This is a genomic window from Ornithinimicrobium carbonis (genome assembly GCF_977012275.1).
Genome location: NZ_OZ348993.1, coordinates 886,963 through 904,038, shown reverse-complemented (window position 1 = coordinate 904,038; position 17,076 = coordinate 886,963). Strand labels below are relative to the sequence as shown.

Below are 17,076 nucleotides of genomic sequence, written 5' to 3'. Positions count from 1 at the left end.
CGCCGACCCCGTTTGCCCGCTCCTGGGCCCCCAACTAGGCTGCTGGACAGTTCGTGCCGGGCAGTTTCGGGGAGAATACGAGGTATGCGGTGGCCGCTCCGGTCCCGAGGGTCGCGGCCGTTATCCCGGCACGCGACGCCGAGAGCACGATCGGACGGGCGATCTCATCCGTCCAGGCACAGACGCGAAAGGTGGACGAGATCGTCGTCGTGGACGACCACTCGACCGACCGAACGCACGCGGTCGTGGCGGAGGTCGCCTCGCGGGACGCGCGCATCCGCCTGGTCGAGGCGCAGGCCCGTGGTTCGGGCCATGCCCGCAACCGCGGGGTCCGGCACGCCACCTGCGAGCTCGTCGCGTTCCTGGACGCGGACGACGTCTGGTACCCCGACAAGATCGAGACGCAGCTGCCCTACCTCACCGACGACGTCGTGGTCGTCGGCGGCCTCCTGCACTACCTCGGTCAGGACGGCACGGTCCTGGGCACCTACGTGCCGTTCGACGACTGGGACGAGGCCACCGAGTCCCTGCGGCGCGCCGAGACCATGCCGGTGTCCCTGGCCAGCGGGCTGCTCCGGCGGCAGGACCTTCTGGACGCGGGCGGCTTCGACGAGACGTTCATGCGGACCCAGGACCTCGAGCTGGCCCAGCGTCTGGTCGCCACCGGACGGCGGGTGGTCTGGCCTCCCGGCCGCGTCCTGGGCGGATACGTCCTGCACGGCGGGGGGGTGAGCGCGACGACATACCGTGAGCAGTTCCTGGCGGCGGAGCTGGTCCGTGCCCGGCTGCGGGGGACGACGACCGCCGGGTATGAGGAGTGGATGCGGGATCCGGTGCTGTCTCGTGCAGCGGCACGCGCCCTGCGCAGCGGGCAGCACTACCGGATGGCCGCCGTGGCCAAGGGTGCGGGAGCGCGCGCACAGCTCCTCCGCCACGGGTTCTACGCCGTCGCCACCGACCCCGTCGGCGTGCTGCGCAAGCTCCGGCTCCGGTCGCGGCGCACCGCCGAGCTCGTCCCGGCCGCACCCCCGCGGCAGGTGCGGGCCGAGTTTCGTCGGCCGACGGGTCCGGTGCCGAGTCGGCTCTCCCAGTTCCGCACGGTCGACGTCTCCGGCCTGCGACTGGTTGAGGACCCGTGGACCGTGGGGGCGGCCGCAATCACCGACCTGCTGGACGACCCTCGCCCCCTCGTCCTCGCCGCGGCCCACGTGACGTCGCTCAACCTGGTCGACCGGCCCGACTTCGTCGCGGCCTTCAACACCGCCGACGCGGGATACGCCGACGGGATATCCTGGCCCATCGTCGCCGCCGCCGCGGGGGAGCGGGTCGTCAAGGTGGCGACCTCGGACCTGGCGCCAGCAGTCCTGTCTTGGATGGCCGGTTCGCTCGGTCGGCCGGTGCGGGTGGCGGTGCTGGGCGGGGCCCCGGGAGGGGGCGACCGGTCATCCCTGGCAGAGCGGGCGGGCCGCACGCTCGAGGTGGACCTGCCCGTGCAGCTCGTTCACGCGACGCACGGCTACCACGAGGACTGGTCGCCGGTGCTCGCCGACCTGCGAGACGTCCACCCCGACGTGGTGCTGGTCGGCCTGGGAATGCCGATGGAGGCGTTCTGGACGCGGGCCCACCGCCTCCTGCTTCCCCCCGCGATCGTCATGACCTGTGGCGGGTGGCTGCGCATCCTGGCCGGGGAGGAGAAGCGTGCCTCGGTCGTGCTGCAGCGACTCCACCTGGAGTGGCTGCACCGGTTGACCAACGACCCTCGTCGGACCGTCCGTCGTTACGCCCTGGGATCGGTGAACCTCCTCCGTGAGTCGGCGAGGGCCGCTCCTCGCCGCGGCGGACCTCGCGGTGCCTGAGGGGCGGGCCCGGGGTCTGGCCACGCCCTGGACGCTGACCCTTCTGTCCTACGGGTTGTCCCAGGCGGTGGTGCTGGCAGGATCGCTGGTGCGCATCCCGCTGATCACCCAGGCGCTCGGCGAGGTGGGTTACGGCCGGTTCATTGTCATCACCTCGGTGTGGCCCGCCATCCAGATCCTGTCCCACGGTCTGGCCAGCACCGCACGGGTGGTGGTCGCCGAGGACCCGGCGAGGGCGGGTCCCACCGTGCGCGCCCTGCGCTCGACCGGGACGAAGGAGGCTGCGGTCGTGCTGGGTGCGGCCGTGGTGCTGCTGCCGGTGCTCGGTCCCGGGGTGGGATGGGGCTTCGCCTGGTCGGTCCTGTGGGTGGCCGTGGCGGCGGTGGTCGTCCTGCCGATCTCCGGTCACCATGGGGTGCTCGAGGGTGTCGGTCGGACGGCCGTCAGCCACCTCGCCCTGGCCACGACCACGCTCGTCGGCCTGCCCGTCCTGATCCTGGCCCTGGGGCTGAGGCAGGACCTGTCCACGATCGTGGCTGCGAGCATGGTCGGTTTCGTCGCGCCCTATCTCACCTACCGCTTCCTCACCCGGCGGCTCGTGGGTCTCCACGGACCGGGGGATGCTGCGGACAGCGGGCTGGACGGTGTGGTGCTGACCGGGCTTAGCGGCGCGATGACGGGGTGGGCTCTGTCCAACGTGCTTGTCTACCTCTTCGACCCGGTCATCATCATGGCGACCACGGGATCGGCGGCCGCGGGTCAGTACGGCCTGGCCAGCCGGATCACGGGGCTGGTCACCGCAGTGCCGGTCGCGCTGGGGGGTCTGCTGACTGTGTGGTTTTCCCGCGCCAGGGTCAAGGAAGAGGGAGTCGAGGTCATCCGTCGGTTGGTCTCCTCCTCCGTGGTGTTCACCCTCGTCGGGGTGGTGCTCGCCGCCGTGACCATCTGGGTCGGTCCCTGGATCGGTCAGGTGCTGGGCCGCGGTGCGGTGGGCACGCCACAGGACCTGTACACCTGGCTGGGGATCTACGGGGGGCTGACGTGTGCCTCCTCCCCGCTCGTCGCCGCGTGGGCAGCGCCTCTGGCCGCCGCCACCCGTGCCCGGCTCGGGGTGTCCCTGGGACTGCTCAACGTCGGGCTGTCCGTGGTGCTCGCGCTGTCGCTAGGAGCCGTCGGTCCGGTCATCGCCACGGTCGTCTGCAACGGGATGATCGTCCTGCTGCTTGCCCTGCTGACGTGGCGGCACCCGCGATTGGTGAGGCGGACGGGGGGTGTCCGGTGAACGGCAAAGTGGTCGTGGCCGTCCCGACGTTCCGTCGGGTGGTCTGGGCGGGTGACCTGGCCACCGCACTGGTCCAGGAGGTCGGGGAGCGTCAGGGCTGCGCCGTCGTTCTCCTCGACAACGACCCCGACGCCTCGGCGGACGTGCTAAGAGACCACCCGGCCGTGCGCTCGGGTGGTGTGCGACTGCACCACGTCGGCCAGGGGGACGTGGTGAGCGTCCGCAACGCCGCAGTGGACCAGGCGCTGTTGGACGGTGCCCGTTTCCTCGTCCTTCTCGACGACGACGAGTTTCCGCAGGGCGGGTGGCTGGACGCTCTCCTGGTGGCGCAGCAACGGTGGGACGCCCACGTGGTCACCGGCCCCGTGCGTCAGGATCCAGCAATCCTGCACCGCCCGGACGTGCGCGCGATGCTCTCCCGCGCCGAACGCCCGGCCGGTCCCTTCACCGGTGACGTCGGTGGCGGGAACGTTCTCGTCGACCTCGACCTGGTGGTTCGGGCGGGGGTGCGCTTCGACCCCCGCCTCGGCCGGAGCGGGGGCGAGGACACGCTGTTCTTCCGTCAGCTCGCCCTCGCCGGTGCGCGGTCGGTCTGGGCCCCCGACGCGCTGGTGGTGGAACGTCCGGTCCCGGAGCGGGTGACCACCGGGGCCCTGCTCCGTCGCAGCTATCGCAACGGCCGCTCGTCCGTCGCGGTGGACAGGGCCCTCGGGGAACCGCCAGGACGCGCCCGCCGAGCCGCCGTGCTCCTGGGTGCCGCCGCGGCATACCTGCCCACCGCCGCACGCGAGGCCGCCCGGGGCGAGCGTGAGGAGGCCTGGAGACGGGTTTTCAAGGTCGTTCGGCACGCGGGACGCCTCCGCGGCCCTGGCGGGCCGGGGACCTACGGCGGCTCCAACCGGCCCCGCCACGGTGGCCTAGTACACCTAGGATCGACTCGGTCGGGCGGCCAACCCGACGCCGGAGAGGTGGGGTGACATGGGTCGTCTGGGCGATATCGCACGCGCCGGGCTGGGCGGCATCGGGACGGGGCAGGCCGTGGAGGGGTTCACCCTCGACGACGCGGTGTGCCGGTACGACGACGGCCCCGACCCCGGCAGAACGGTGGCCGTCCTGGACCCTCGCGTACCGGGGGGCCAGCGCCACGTTCTCGTCATGGCCAACCGGGTGCGCCGTCACACCGAGGTGCTGCGGGACGTGCCCGCAGCCGGCCACGAGTTGGCGCTGCACGGCCCCGACCACCGCGACCAGTCGGCCGGCGGGCCCCTTCAGTCCGTCGGACCCTTCTCGACGCGGGGGCTATCGTCCAGGACGCGGCCGACCAGCCGGTGACCTGGTTCCGCCCGCCCTACGTCGCCCTCCGGCTCGACGGCTGGGCTGGCGCTTCGGAGGGACGGGCCTGCGGTTCGTCGCGTCCGGCTCCGCCATCCGACTGGCAGCCGGAGCTGGACGACGACCACCAGCGCATCGCCCTGCTCAGGCAGGAAGTGTCTCCCGGTGACGTCGACCTGGCCCACGACTGGGTCGGCGAGGAGGACAACGGACTGCCGGGTACCGAGCCGGTGGTCGACCGAGGCTGGCTGTGCGCGGGAGCACTAGACGCGTTCGCCGAGCGCGGGCAGCGGACGTCGACCCCCTCCCAGGCGGCCGCCGAAGGCGATGCGCGGACATCCGTAAGGGTGGTACTTCGTCGCGGCGACGGCAACCATTAGCTGACGTGCCACACATCGGGCCGGTCGGACGGCGGCAGTTCCTGCTGACCGCGTCCCCGGTGCAGGCACCTCCTGGCTTCCGCCATCATGCCCACGCCGGGTGGCCCCTCTACACCTGCCCGTCCCTGCCGGTGGGGGCCCCGACGGCCGCAGGTCGGGACGCCCGGTCCCACCGTCACGTGCGTCGGGCCCAGACTTCCGGCGAGGAGGGGCGGCAGCGTGCGGTCGGCGGTGGGCATGCCAGAGTGCAGTCAGGGAGGCCGACCGGAGGTTCTCCGAACGGGGTAAACCCGTGTGCCCTGGCGCGCCGGGCGATGTCCGTGACGGGGCGGTGGGATCGGCCATGGCTTCATGATGATTCAGCGGTCGTCCAGTCCGCCACCGCAGTAGCCTCGCAGCGTGGACTCCACCCCGCCCTCCGGCCCGCGGCCCCAGCCTTGCGGCGTCGGACGCCGGTCTCCCGGCGGTGCCCGGTGAGGGCCGGTCTGACCCCTGACGCGGACGGCGCCTTCCGCGAGCGCAGGGAGCGCCCCGTCGACGCGCCGGCCACGACCACGTGGACGTGCGTCGCCGACCTCGGCGGGGACCCCGGCTGGTATGCCGCGAGCCGCCTCTGGTGGGTCCGGGGCGTCCTCGACCGGGCGGTGGGCGGCCCGGGCAACCGCGGCCGCCCCGACCGCGAGCTGGGCGTCGGCGACCCGGTCGACGGCTGGCGGGTCGAGGCGGTGGACCCCGGTCGCCGCCTGACGCTCGTCTCCGAGCAGCGGATGCCCGGGACCGCCCGGATGACCTACGAGGTGGACACCCCCGAGGCGGCAGGCGCCGGTCGGTCGCGGCTCGTCCAGCGGCTTGAGTTCCACCCGGTGGGACGCGCGGGACAGGCCTTCTGGTGGGCCGAGCTGCCGGCCCACAAGATCGTGTTCCGGGCGATGCTCGCCCGGATGGCCGGAGAGGCCGAGCGCCGGGCCCGCGCGGACGGCACCATGGGTCCGTGATCGGTCTCGACCCCTGGTCCCCGCAGGCACCCGACGACCCCGGCCTGACCGCCCTGCTCGACGATGCGCGCGCCGCCGCCGGCGACCCGGTCGCCGCCCTGGCGCTCGCCGACCGCGCGGCCTCGCTGCTCCCGCTGCCCGGCACCGGCCGCACCGCCGAGCTGTGGCGCGGCCTCGCAGAGCTGGCCGCGGCCGACCTCACGGTCGCCCGCGCCCTCGAGCCGCACCTCGACGCCGTCGCCATCCTCGCCCAGGCCGCCGAGGCGGGGTATGCCGTCCCGCCCGCCTCGGGCACGTGGGCCGTCTACGCGGCCGAGGGGCCGGGGGCGCGGCTCGAGGTCCGGCCTGCTCAGCTCGGGGCCGGGCCGGGCCAGGCCTCACCCGACTCCCTCACCTCAGCCGCAGGTCCCAGGACCCCCGGGGCTGCCGGAACCACCCGAACCACCAGCCTCGTCCTGTCCGGCCGCAAGCCCTGGTGCTCCCTGGCCGAGCACGTCGACTCCGCCCTCGTGACCGCCTGGGTAGACGCCGAGCGCCGTGTCCTCGTCGCCGTCGACCTGTCCTCCCCGGGTGTCGAGCTCGTCGACGAGCCGTGGGTCGCCCGCGGTCTGCCTCGGGTCCGCTCCACCGGCCTGCGGCTTACCGACGTGCCGGGGGTGCCGGTGGGCGACCCGGGATGGTACCTCACCCGCCCCGGCTTCGCCTGGGGCGGCCTGGGCGTGGCCGCCTGCTGGCTCGGTGGCGCGATGGGCCTGGCCCGCCGGATGCGTCGGGCCGCCATCGAGCGCGAGCCCGACCAGATCGCCCTGTCCTTGCTCGGACAGGCCGACACGGCTCTGACGGCCGCCGCGGCCGTCATCACCGACGCGGCCGCCGCCGTCGACGCCGGGCTGGTCCAGGGCGAGCACGCCTGGCCCCGCTGCGTCCGCGTGCGCCACGTCGTCCACGACGCGTGCGAGACCGTTCTCACCGCCGCCGCCCACGCGCTCGGTCCCGGCCCGCTGGCCGGCGAGGAGGAGCACGCCGCGCGGGTGGCCGATCTGCAGCTCTACCTGCGCCAGCACAAGGCCGGGCGCGACGCCGCGCTCGTCGGCCGGGCGGTCGCCGACGGGATGGCGGTGACGTGGGCGTGAGCGCGGGCGCCAGCGGCCGGAGCGACGCGCCCACCGGTCGCGACAGGGTCAAGGAGGCTCCCGGCGCCTCCGGCCTGACCCCCTCCGGCGACCTACCGACCGACGAGGCCCGGTGGGCCGAGGATCCCCGGTGGCGCGACGTCATACCCCTCGACCTGACCGGGACCACCCACCTGCTCGTGGTCGCCGCCCACCCCGACGACGAGACCCTCGGGCTCGGCGGGCTCCTCGCCGGGCTGCCCGCGGACGTGGACCTCGACGTCGTCGTCGCCACCGACGGGCAGGCCTCCCACCCGCGCTCACCCACGCACACGCCCGCCGACCTGGCCCGGATCCGCCGTGCCGAGGCCTGCGAGGTCATCGCGCTGCTCGCCCCGCGGGCCCGCCTGCACCTGCTCGGGCTCGCCGACGGCGGGCTGACCGACGAGCAGGACGAGCTCACCGCCGCGCTCGTGCGGCTGGTGCGGCCGGGGGAGAGCGTGCTGCTCGCGCCGTACCGCTGCGACGGGCACCCCGACCACGAGGCCGCCGCCCGGTCGGCCGCCGCCGCGGCGTGGCGCAGCGACGGGCGGCTGCTGGAGTACCCGGTCTGGCTCTGGCACTGGGAAGGCCCCGACGCGCTGCCGTGGGACCAGGCCCGCCGGGTGGACCTGTCCGACGAGGTGCGCGAGCGCAAGGCGCGGGCGGTCGCGGGCCACCGGTCCCAGGTCGAGCCGTTGTCCGACCGGCCCGGTGACGAGGTGCTGCTGCGGCCGGACATGCTGGCCCACTTCGCCCGCCCGTGGGAGACGCTGCTGCTCGCCGAGCCGGGGGAGAGCAGCCCGTTCGAGGACCTGCACGCCCGCGAGGAGGACCCGTGGGAGGTGCGGACGAGCTGGTACGAACGCCGCAAGCGCGCCCTCACCCTGGCGGCGCTGCCGCACGAGAGGTACGCCGTGGGCGTGGAGGTCGGGTGCTCCGTTGGCGCTCTCGCGGACGACCTGCTCGGGCGGTGCGACGCGGTCGTGGCCGTGGACGAGTCGGCCGCCGCGCTGGGCCGGGTCGAGGGGACCGACCGGCTGCGGACGGTGCACGCGTCGCTGCCGGAGGAGTGGGGGCGGCTGGAGGAGGCGCTCGCCGGGGAGTCGGTGGAGCTCGTGGTGCTGTCGGAGGTGGGCTACTTCCTCTCGCCCGGGCGGCTGCGGGAGCTGGCCCGGCGGGTGGGGGAGCTGGTCACGGGGCCGGGGTCGGACCGGGCGACCGTGGTCGCCTGCCACTGGCGGCACGAGATCGTCGGCTGGCCGCTGACCGGTGAGGAGGTGCACGCGATCCTCGACGAGGCGCTGGCCGCCGCCGGTCTGGAGCGTCGCAGCCACCTCGTGGAGGAGCACTTCGTCCTGACCGTCTGGTCGGCGGACGGGGTTCGGGCAGGGTGAGGGACCACCCTGCCCGAACGGGTCCTGCGGTGCGTCAGCCCTTGCCGCCGCCACCACCCTGGGTGGAGTCCTCGACGTAGGTCTGCACCTGACCGGTGTACGGCGTGACGGTGTTCACCCGGCCGACGACCCCCACGGTCCACGTCCCCGCTGAGGGACTGGTGGTCATCACCTCACGCTCCGTGATGGGCGTGTCCAGGAGTCCGGCGGAGGAGGCCACCTCGTTGCCCTCGGGGTCGTAGAGGAACAGGTAGACGTTGTCGACCGGGTTGTCCCAGGCGATGGCCGCGGACAGCGCCGCCGTCCCGTCGCCCACCTCGACCTCGTGGTAGCTCCAGAACTGCTCGTCCACGTCCCCGAGGCCGGTGTCCACGAGGTAGCCGCCGGGAAGCACGGTCCCGGCGATCGGCGTCGGGTCGCCGCTGGGCACCAGCCCGCTGTCGTCGGCCGGCTTGCAGTTGGTGCGCCCCTGCTCGGCCCACTTCACCGCGGCCTGGGCGTCCAGCATGCCGGCGCCCACCTCGAAGGAGGCGTAGCCGGGCATCTCGACGGCGGAGCACTCCAGGATGTCGATGACGTCGCGGGCGGACAGAGCCGGGTTGGCCTCCAGCATCAGCGCCACGGTCCCGGAGACGTGCGGTGTGGCCATGCTCGTACCGCTGGCCCGCGTGTAGAAGGGGTTCTCGGTGATGACGCCGGTGGACATCAGGGTCGCGGTGCTGGACCTGGCGGCGCCGATGTCCACACCCGGGGCGGTGACGGTCGGTCGGTACAGACCGCCGCCGGCGTCGCGGTCCTGGTTGTCGTCGGGCCGTCCGGTCGAGGAGAAGCTGGCCAGGCTGAAGTCCTTGTTGGCGGCCGCGACCGCGACGACGTACGGCGACACCGCGTTGCGGCCCATGGTGTTCGGGCTGCCCGAGTTGCCGGCGGCGAAGACCGTGACGACGCCTTCGTCGTAGGCGGCCCTGGTGGCGATGTTGACCGGGTCCTCGGGGTCGTAGTCGTTGCCGCCGCCGCCGCCCCAGCTGTTGGAGACGACCCGGACGTTGAGGTCGTCGCCCTCGGTGAGGATCCAGTCGTAGGCCTGGATGGCCCACCAGCTGAGGACGTTGGCCGAGCCGAGCTTGAAGCTGAGGATGTCGGCACCGGGAGCGACGCCGGTGAAGTGGCCGTCGCTGGCAGCACCGGTGCCGGCGATCGTGCCGGACACGTGCGTGCCGTGGCCGTGGTCGTCGATGCTCACCGGGCTGTCCACGAAGGTGACGTTGGTGTCGCTGAGCGGGTCGCCGACGACGGCGAAGTTGTGGACGACCTTGTCCCCGTGGGGGAGGTCGGGGTGCGTGGGGTCGACACCCGTGTCCGTGACCGCGACGGTGACGCCGGAGCCGTCGTAGCCCCGCCGCAGCTTCTGACCGGACCAGACGTCGTCGGCGTTGATCATCTCGATGCTGTCGTCCAGGTAGTACTCGTCCCGGGCGTTCTCCCAGACGCTGCGGGTGCTCTCCCAGGAGGCGACCTCGCGGATCTGGGCCGGGGACAGCGTGGCCAGGGCCATCGGCAGCGTCCGGGTCGTCTGCAGGTCGGCGTCCAGGCCCGCGAGCCGCTCGAGCGCGGAGCGGTCCTCGACGGTGACCACGACCTCCAGGGACGATCCGGCGCCGGCGAGGAACTCCTCGACGGCGTCCGAGAGGGGTGCAAGGTCGCTGTCGTTCTGGGTCGTCGTCGCTCCGGCGGGAGCGACCAGCGCACCGGCGATGGCGAACGAGGTCAGGGCTGGGGTGATCCGTCTCACACGTGACATGCGGACGGAGATTACCCACGGGGGCATCGGCGTGCATCTCGAAACCGGTGACTCCCACGCGGACGCCGGCCGACCTGAGGCGTCTACCGGCCATCGCTCAAGGGCCGTGTGAAGATGCCCCCGTGCGAGCCAGGAACGAGACCGACGACCGACCCGCGCTGGCCGCGGTCCTCGTCGTCGTGCCCGCCCGCGACGAGCAGGACGAGATCGCGGGATGCCTGGCCGACATCGCCTCGGCGGCCGTCGAGGTCGACCTCCCGGTGGTCGTGTCCGTCGTCCTGCACCGCTGCACGGACGGCACGGCCGACCGGGTGGGCGAGGTGGCGGCCGCGCATCCCGACGTCCGCTGGGTCGTCGAGGACAGCGACGCCGGCACCCTGGGCGCGGCTCGCGCCGACGGCGTGGAGGCCGGGCGTGCCCACGACGCCCTGGCCGCCCTCGACCCGGCGACCGTCTGGGTGGCCAGCACGGACGCGGACTCGCGCGTGCCGCATACCTGGCTCCGCGCGCAGCGCGACCTGGCCGACCGCGGACTGGACCTGGTGCTCGGCACGGTGGAGCCGCGCGAGGACGGCTCTGAGTCCGCCCGCCTCTGGCACGCGCAGCACCACCTGGCCGAGGGTCACCTGGGGATCAACGGGGCCAACCTGGGGGTGCGGCTGTCGGCGTACGACCGGGCGGGCGGGTTCCCCGCGCTCGACGACGGCGAGGACGTGCAGCTCGTGCACGCGCTGCGCGACGGGGGTATGCCGTGGACGAGTACCGACGGCACGCGCGTGGTGACGTCCTCGCGGCGGCAGGGGCGGGCGGGCAGAGGGTTCGCCCGGTTCCTGCGGCGGCTGGACGACGCGGTGGCGACCTTCGGCGCGACGGCCGAGCTCGAGGAGCGGCTGCGGACGGAGATCCTGCGGCTGGCGGAGGCACGCGGACCGGACAGGACGCTGTGCCCCTCGGAGGCGGCGGGTACGGTCGACCCCGCGCGCCGGCAGGCCCTGACGCAGGTGGCCCGGGCGGTGGCGTGCACGCTCGCCGACGAGGGGGTCGTCGTCATCACGCAGAAGGGCATGCCGGTCGACGGGCGGACGACGCCGGGGCCGGTGCGGGTGCGGCTGGCGCCGACGGAGATGACTACGGGCGGTGGCGCCCGGACCGGGGGTCGTGCCCGCTGAGGTGCTGCGCCCGCGGACCTACCGCAGCCGCCAGACCACCGTGCCGGCGAACTCGTCGACCACGCGGAAGTCGTCCGGGAACGCGTAGCCGCACGCGACGAGAGCCTCGACCAGGTCCGTGCGTCCCCGGACGGTCAGAGGGGCGTCGTCACCGGGGTCGAGGACGAACAGGTCCTCGGGGCGGTCGGTGCGGCACGACTCCTCGATCGTGGCGCGCCAGATGCCGTCCCGCCACGGGCTGGCCCACCCGCTGCGGTTGAAGACGAACAGGTGCCCCGGCGCGTTGATGGCGACCGCGGGCACCCCGGCGACGTCCTCCTGCTCGGCCACGGAGCGGAGCCGGTCGGCCGTGGCCGCCTGCTCCGGGGTCAGCCGGATGCCGGCGAGCTCGGGCACCGACGTCGTGGTCGTCTGCTCCTGGAGGGGTTGCAACCGGTACGGGTGGACGAAGCTGTCCGTCGCGACGAGCGCCACCGTCACCCAGACCAGCAGCGCCCCGGTGAGGAGCGGCGCGCTGCGGTGCACCGATGCCGACGGCCACCGACCACCCGCCGACCCGGCACGAAGGCCCCCGCCGGTCGACGGACCACCGGCCGCCAGCACCGCCAGCGCCGTCCCGAGCAGGACCGCCCAGACGGTGGCGGCCCACATCGTCTGCCCCATGATCGGGTTGTTCGTGCCCACGCCGGCCACGACGGGGGTGACCAGCACCAGCCCGAGGGCGTAGACCCCGGCGAGCACGGTGCCGCGGCCGGTGCGTGCCGGCACCACGGCGACCAGGAGGACGGCCGCACCGCCGACCCCCATCACCGTGCCGACGGTGCCGAGCTTCGCCCACGAGCCCAGCGGCAGCACGAGCAGCCAGACGGCCAGGGCGACGGGCATCACGAGCACGACATGCCGCCCCAACCCCCTCCGCACCAGCACCGCCAGGACGACCAGCATCAGGACCGGTCCCAGCCCCGCCAGGGCCGTCTCGAGCGCCGAGTCCACGTACGTCTCCAGGATCTCCGAGACCGAGTGGTCGCTGACCGCCTGGACCGTCGGGTCGGTGAGCATCCCCCAGGACCGCGTGACGCTGCCGACGAACGGCCTGCCCGCCCCGACCAGACCCAGGGCGGACAGCCCCCCGGCGCCCAGGAAGACCACCGCCCTGCCCGCCGCCGACCGGACCGACGGCGAGAGCAGCGTCGCCAGCAGGACCAGGGGCAGCCAGACCAGGGCCGCCGTGAACTTCGCGAACAGCAGCGGCGGCACCAGCAGCCCGGCGACCGCCCACGGCAGCCATCCCGACGGGGTCCGCAGGCCCTGCCCCCGGGCGGCCAGCCCGAGCACGACAGCGGCGCAGATCAGCTGGCTCATCCAGGCCGAGACCTCGTTGTAGCTCAGGTAGCGCGGCGGGTAGCTCCACGCCAGCAGCGTGCCGGCCTGGGCCACGAGCAGGACGAACCACCAGGTATGGCGTGGAACCGCCACCCCGGCGGCCCCCGCCACGCACCGGGCCGTCAGGACGAGGAGGACCGAGGTGACGGCATACCCCAGCACCCGGAGGGCTCGGAAGGCCAGCACCCTGCCCCCGGTGGCCTCGTAGAGCGGGTGCAGGAGGTGCTGGAAGCCCCAGGCCTCGCCCACGGCGGCGCGGTCGCTGGCGATCATCGTGTAGACGAAACCCTCGTCGGTCCCGTCGAACCCGCGGTCCAGGCCCCACAGCACGAGGCCGTACCCCGTGAGCACGCCGACCGCCGCGAGGACGAGAGCGGCCACCTGGCCCGCCGCGAGCGGGGCGCCGCCGCTCCTGGCCCGCGCGTCGCGGCGTCGCACGGCGGACCTGGGCATGGGCGCATCCTCGCACCGCCGTCGACCGGGCCGGCCGGGTCGGCACCCGTCATCCCGGCCCGTCCCGTCATCCCGGCCCGTCCCGTCGAGGGCGGGCGATGCTCCGAGGTGCCGGAACGGCATACCCGCCCTAGCGTGGACGCATGCGAGCACTCACCTGGCAGGGACTTCAGGACGTCGAGATCAAGGAGGTGCCGGACCCCGTCGTCGAGCAACCGACGGACGCCGTCATCCGCGTCACCTCGACCGCGATCTGCGGGTCGGACCTGCACCTCTACAACGTGCTGGCCGCCTACCTCCAGCCCGGCGACATCCTCGGCCACGAGTTCATGGGGATCGTCGAGCAGGTCGGCAGCGCGGTCGAGAACCTGCAGGTCGGCGACCGGGTCGTCATCCCGTTCAACATCAGCTGCGGGCGCTGCTGGATGTGCGAGCGCGGGCTGTTCGCCCAGTGCGAGACCACCCAGAACTACGACCAGGGCAAGGGGGCGAGCCTGTTCGGCTACACCGCCCTCTACGGGGCCGTCCCCGGCGGGCAGGCCGAGATGGTGCGCGTGCCGTTCGCCGACTTCCTGCCGGTCAAGGTGGCCTCCGACCTGCCCGACGAGCGGGTCCTCTACCTCTCCGACATCCTGCCCACCGCCTGGCAGGCCCTGGAGTATGCCGACGTGCCCGAGGGCGGGACCCTCGCCGTGCTCGGGCTGGGCCCGGTCGGGCAGCTGGCCGTGCGGTCGGCCCGGCACAAGGGCATCCGGGTGGTCGGCGTCGACCGGATCCCCGAGCGCAACGAGCTGGCCCGCCAGTTCGGCGCGGAGATCGTCGACTTCAGCTCGGTCAAGGACGTCGGCGACGCGCTGCGCGACCTGACCGACGGCCGCGGGCCGGACAGCGTCATCGACGCCGTCGGCATGGAGGCGCACGGCAGCCCGTTCCTGGGTGCGGCGGTCGGCGCGGCCAAGCGGCTCCCCAAGCCCCTGGCCCGCAAGGCGATCGAGACCGCCGGCGTCGACCGGCTGGCGGCGCTGCACGCAGCGATCGACGCGGTGCGCCGGGGCGGCACGGTCTCGATCAGCGGCGTGTACGGCGGCATGGCCGACCCGATGCCGATGATGCAGCTCTTCGACAAGGGCGTGCAGGTGCGGATGGGCCAGTGCCACGTCAAGCGCTGGACCGACGAGCTCTACGACCTGGTCAGCGGCTCCGAGGACGTGCTCGACCTGGAGAACCTGGCCACGCACCGGGTGCCGCTGGAGCAGGCGCCGGAGATGTACAAGACCTTCAACGACAAGGAGGACGGCTGCATCAAGGTCGTCCTCACGCCGTGACGGGGGAGCACCGCGAGAGCGTCTCCACCTCCGCGAACCTGGCCGCCGAGACGCTCGGGCGGGCCGGCGGGGCGCTGTTCGCCGCCGCCTTCGGGCTGACCGCGCGGCTGCGGGGGACCCGGGCGCTGCACCCCGTGGGGGTATGCGGTGCGGGGACCCTCTCGGTCACGCCGGGTCCGCGGAGCGGCGTCGCGCTGCTCGACGACCCGGGGCCGCACCCCTGTCTCGTCCGCTGGTCGCGGGCGACGGGGAGGCGGCAGGGCCGGGACCTCGAGGGGCTCGCCGTGCGGATCGACGGGCCGGCCGCGGGCGACGTGCTCCTCGCCTCCACCGGGACGGGGACCGTCGGGCGGCACGTGCTGGCCGTCCGGGACCGGCACGACCACGGCCCGGTGACGACGCTGCTGCCGCTGAGCACCCGGCGGGGGCCGCTGCTCCTGCGGCTGGATCCCGCGCCGGCCCCGTCGTGGGCGGGCGGAGAGGGCCCTTCTGCGACGCCCCAGCCGACCCCGGGGAAGGGCGCCGACGTGGACGACCCGCCGACGGCATACCGGCTGTTCGTGGCCGCCCCCGGGCAGCCGTGGCACGAGCGCGGCAGGCTGGAGATCAGGTGGACCGACCGGGACTGCACCCGGCGGCACGACCCCGTCGGGCACCCGCCCGCCGGGACCTGGACGCACCCGCTGTGGGCGCGTCTGCGTGACCCTGCGTACGCCGCGAGCCAGCAGGTGGCGGCCGAGACCATCGAACCGAAGGAGCAGTCATGACCGAGCACCACGACAGCAGCCCCGCCGACCCGGTGAACGTCAGCAGCGACCCCGAGGAGGTGCGCAAGGTCCACGAGCTCATCGAGAGCATGGACATCGCGATGCTCACGACGGTCGACTCCAGCTCCTCGCACGGGCGGCTGACGAGCCGGCCGCTGTCGACGCAGGTGGCCGAGGAGGACGGCGACGTGCTCTTCCTCGTGCGCGACAGCAGCGCCGTCGTGCGGGACGTGGAGGCCAACCCGCAGGTCAACGTGGCGTACTCGTCGATGAAGGCGTGGGTCTCGCTGGCCGGGACCGCGACGGTCGTGCGCGACCGGGCCCTGGTCGAGAGGCTGTGGAGCAAGGGCGCCTCGGCGTTCATGGACGGCGGGCCGGAGAACCCGGACAACGTCGTGCTGCGGGTGGACGGCGACACGGCGGAGTACTGGGGCGGCGAGTCGCTCGTCGGCACCGTCGTCGGGACGGTCAAGGCCGTGACCGGCAAGAAGGACGACGACGAGGGCGCCACGGTGGTGGAGCTGCCCTGACGGCCGGGGCTCGGGTGGGCCGGCCTGCCGAGGTCTCGCAGGGTTGAACCTCTCGCGGTCTGGCGGGGTCTCGTCCGGTTTGCCCGCGGTCCGCGCGCGTTTCCGCAGGTCGGCGGTAGCTCTGTCCGGGCAAACCGGACGAGACCTTCCCGTGCCTCGGGTGACGTCCCTCAGTCGGTGAGCTCGCGCACCACCCGGGCCGGGCTGCCGACCGCGACCACGTTCGGCGGCAGGTCGCGGGTGACGACGGCGCCGGCGCCGACGACGGTGTTCTCGCCGATGGTCACGCCCGGGCAGACGACGGCCCCACCGCCGAGCCAGACGTTGTCGCCGATGGTGATGGGCTGGGCGGACTCCCACTTGTCCCGCCGCAGCCCCGGCTCGACCGGGTGGGTCGGGGTGAGCAGCTGCACGTGCGGGCCGATCTGCACGTCGTCGCCGATGGTGATGTCGGCGACATCCAGGGCCGTCAGCCCGAAGTTGGCGAAGCACCGCGCCCCGATCCGGATGTTCGTGCCGTAGTCGACGTAGAACGGCGGGCGGATCACCGTCTCCTCACCGATCGAGCCCAGCAGCCGTTCGAGCAGCTCCCGGCGCAGCGGTTCCTGCCGTGGCGTCGTCGCGTTGTAGGCGCCCATGAGGTCGTGGGAGACGTCGGCCGCCTCGGCGATCTCGGGATCGTCGGCGATGTAGAGGTCGCCGGCGAGCATGCGCTCGTGCATCGTGCGGGTGTCGTCGGGTGATGGCGTCGTCATGACCCGGAGCGTACGCAGACGCAGACGCAGCCGGTCCGCAACGGGTCGACAGCCGGGGTCCGGCCCCGGGTGGCCGTCAGCCCATGGCGAACTGCAGGGCGACGAAGGCCGCCAGGGCGACGGCCAGGATGGCCAGCCCGGCCAGCCCCCGCCGACGACCCGGTCCCTGCCGGGCCAGGGCGTAGGCGACCGGTGTGCCCAGGAACCCGACCGGCAGTCCGGCCAGCCCCAGGGCCCGTGCCCAGTTCGGCCAGTCCAGGAGGCCGGTCAGGCTGAGGACGAAGGTCAGGACCGTCGAGGCGAGGAACAGGGCCCCGAGGATCAGGGCCGCCGTGCCGGCCCGGTCGGAGATCTGCGGTGGTGTCGCGGGGTGCGCGTGGGTGGCCATGACCGTCTCCTCCCGGAGTCGGACCGTCCGGGGCGAGACCCCTGACCGGGCCTGACTCCTGCTTCTCAGGCTACTCGGGTCGAGCGCGCAGCACAGGGGTCGGGACCGTGGG

Annotated in this window: 16 protein-coding genes; 12 read left to right on the top strand and 4 right to left on the bottom strand. The window is 73.8% G+C overall.

Translation table 11 applies throughout. The features are described from left to right. Positions 1 to 53 precede the first annotated feature (53 nt). From ACWHYA_RS04180 to ACWHYA_RS04145, 8 genes are all read left to right on the top strand, one after another. Positions 54 to 1,856, top strand: coding sequence for a WecB/TagA/CpsF family glycosyltransferase (locus tag ACWHYA_RS04180; RefSeq protein ID WP_448095533.1), 1,803 nt, complete (start codon positions 54 to 56; stop codon positions 1,854 to 1,856). Next, positions 1,849 to 3,138 (top strand): lipopolysaccharide biosynthesis protein, encoded by a 1,290-nt coding sequence (locus ACWHYA_RS04175; protein WP_425942955.1) that lies wholly within the window; start codon positions 1,849 to 1,851, stop codon positions 3,136 to 3,138. Before ACWHYA_RS04180 ends, ACWHYA_RS04175 begins: the two co-directional genes overlap by 8 nt. Continuing rightward, entirely contained in the window at positions 3,135 to 4,115 is a 981-nt protein-coding gene (locus ACWHYA_RS04170; RefSeq protein ID WP_425942956.1) for a glycosyltransferase family 2 protein, read from the top strand. The genes ACWHYA_RS04175 and ACWHYA_RS04170 overlap by 4 nt, the downstream gene beginning before the upstream one ends. Before the next feature lies 1 nt (position 4,116). Then, on the top strand, positions 4,117 to 4,470 hold the full coding sequence (locus ACWHYA_RS04165; RefSeq protein ID WP_425942957.1) for a hypothetical protein: 354 nt from the start codon (positions 4,117 to 4,119) through the stop codon (positions 4,468 to 4,470). Beyond that, positions 4,467 to 4,850, top strand: a complete 384-nt coding sequence (locus tag ACWHYA_RS04160) for a hypothetical protein (protein WP_425942958.1) — start codon at positions 4,467 to 4,469, stop codon at positions 4,848 to 4,850. The genes ACWHYA_RS04165 and ACWHYA_RS04160 overlap by 4 nt, the downstream gene beginning before the upstream one ends. Before the next feature lie 473 nt (positions 4,851 to 5,323). Beyond that, the gene (locus ACWHYA_RS04155) at positions 5,324 to 5,845 is read left to right on the top strand and encodes a DUF2867 domain-containing protein (protein ID WP_425942959.1); all 522 of its coding nucleotides are present in this window, start codon (positions 5,324 to 5,326) and stop codon (positions 5,843 to 5,845) included. Further along, a complete protein-coding gene (locus ACWHYA_RS04150) occupies positions 5,842 to 6,978 on the top strand; it encodes an acyl-CoA dehydrogenase (RefSeq protein ID WP_425942960.1) in 1,137 nt (378 codons plus the stop codon). Before ACWHYA_RS04155 ends, ACWHYA_RS04150 begins: the two co-directional genes overlap by 4 nt. Further along, complete coding sequence (locus ACWHYA_RS04145; RefSeq protein WP_448095532.1) at positions 6,975 to 8,393, top strand: PIG-L family deacetylase; 1,419 nt, start codon at positions 6,975 to 6,977, stop codon at positions 8,391 to 8,393. The genes ACWHYA_RS04150 and ACWHYA_RS04145 overlap by 4 nt, the downstream gene beginning before the upstream one ends. 34 nt (positions 8,394 to 8,427) lie before the next feature. Here the strand turns inward: ACWHYA_RS04145 and ACWHYA_RS04140 are convergent, their stop codons facing one another. After that, positions 8,428 to 10,194: a S8 family serine peptidase gene (locus tag ACWHYA_RS04140; RefSeq protein ID WP_425942962.1), complete on the bottom strand. Its 1,767-nt coding sequence runs from the start codon at positions 10,192 to 10,194 to the stop codon at positions 8,428 to 8,430. Positions 10,195 to 10,316: 122 nt separating this feature from the next. Here ACWHYA_RS04140 and ACWHYA_RS04135 point away from each other — a divergent pair, with 122 nt between their 5' ends. Beyond that, positions 10,317 to 11,363 carry a DUF3253 domain-containing protein gene (locus tag ACWHYA_RS04135; protein WP_425942963.1) on the top strand — a complete coding sequence of 349 codons (1,047 nt, stop codon included), beginning with the start codon at positions 10,317 to 10,319 and terminating at the stop codon, positions 11,361 to 11,363. An 18-nt stretch (positions 11,364 to 11,381) separates the two neighbouring features. On the opposite strand, the gene ACWHYA_RS04130 is transcribed toward ACWHYA_RS04135, so the two are convergent. Next, on the bottom strand, positions 11,382 to 13,199 hold the full coding sequence (locus ACWHYA_RS04130) for a hypothetical protein (RefSeq protein ID WP_425942964.1): 1,818 nt from the start codon (positions 13,197 to 13,199) through the stop codon (positions 11,382 to 11,384). Between the two features lie 143 nt (positions 13,200 to 13,342). On the opposite strand from ACWHYA_RS04130, the gene ACWHYA_RS04125 reads away from it, so the two are divergent. The 3 genes from ACWHYA_RS04125 to ACWHYA_RS04115 are packed head-to-tail and all read left to right on the top strand — an operon-like array spanning position 13,343 to position 15,821. Next, a complete protein-coding gene (locus tag ACWHYA_RS04125) occupies positions 13,343 to 14,524 on the top strand; it encodes a zinc-dependent alcohol dehydrogenase (protein WP_425942965.1) in 1,182 nt (393 codons plus the stop codon). Further along, on the top strand, positions 14,521 to 15,291 hold the full coding sequence (locus ACWHYA_RS04120; protein ID WP_425942966.1) for a hypothetical protein: 771 nt from the start codon (positions 14,521 to 14,523) through the stop codon (positions 15,289 to 15,291). Before ACWHYA_RS04125 ends, ACWHYA_RS04120 begins: the two co-directional genes overlap by 4 nt. After that, positions 15,288 to 15,821 (top strand): pyridoxamine 5'-phosphate oxidase family protein, encoded by a 534-nt coding sequence (locus ACWHYA_RS04115; protein ID WP_425942967.1) that lies wholly within the window; start codon positions 15,288 to 15,290, stop codon positions 15,819 to 15,821. Before ACWHYA_RS04120 ends, ACWHYA_RS04115 begins: the two co-directional genes overlap by 4 nt. Positions 15,822 to 15,991: 170 nt before the next feature. Here the strand turns inward: ACWHYA_RS04115 and ACWHYA_RS04110 are convergent, their stop codons facing one another. Next, on the bottom strand, positions 15,992 to 16,576 hold the full coding sequence (locus ACWHYA_RS04110) for a sugar O-acetyltransferase (protein ID WP_425942968.1): 585 nt from the start codon (positions 16,574 to 16,576) through the stop codon (positions 15,992 to 15,994). A 76-nt stretch (positions 16,577 to 16,652) separates the two neighbouring features. Next, positions 16,653 to 16,964 carry a hypothetical protein gene (locus ACWHYA_RS04105; protein WP_425942969.1) on the bottom strand — a complete coding sequence of 104 codons (312 nt, stop codon included), beginning with the start codon at positions 16,962 to 16,964 and terminating at the stop codon, positions 16,653 to 16,655. Positions 16,965 to 17,076 lie beyond the last annotated feature (112 nt).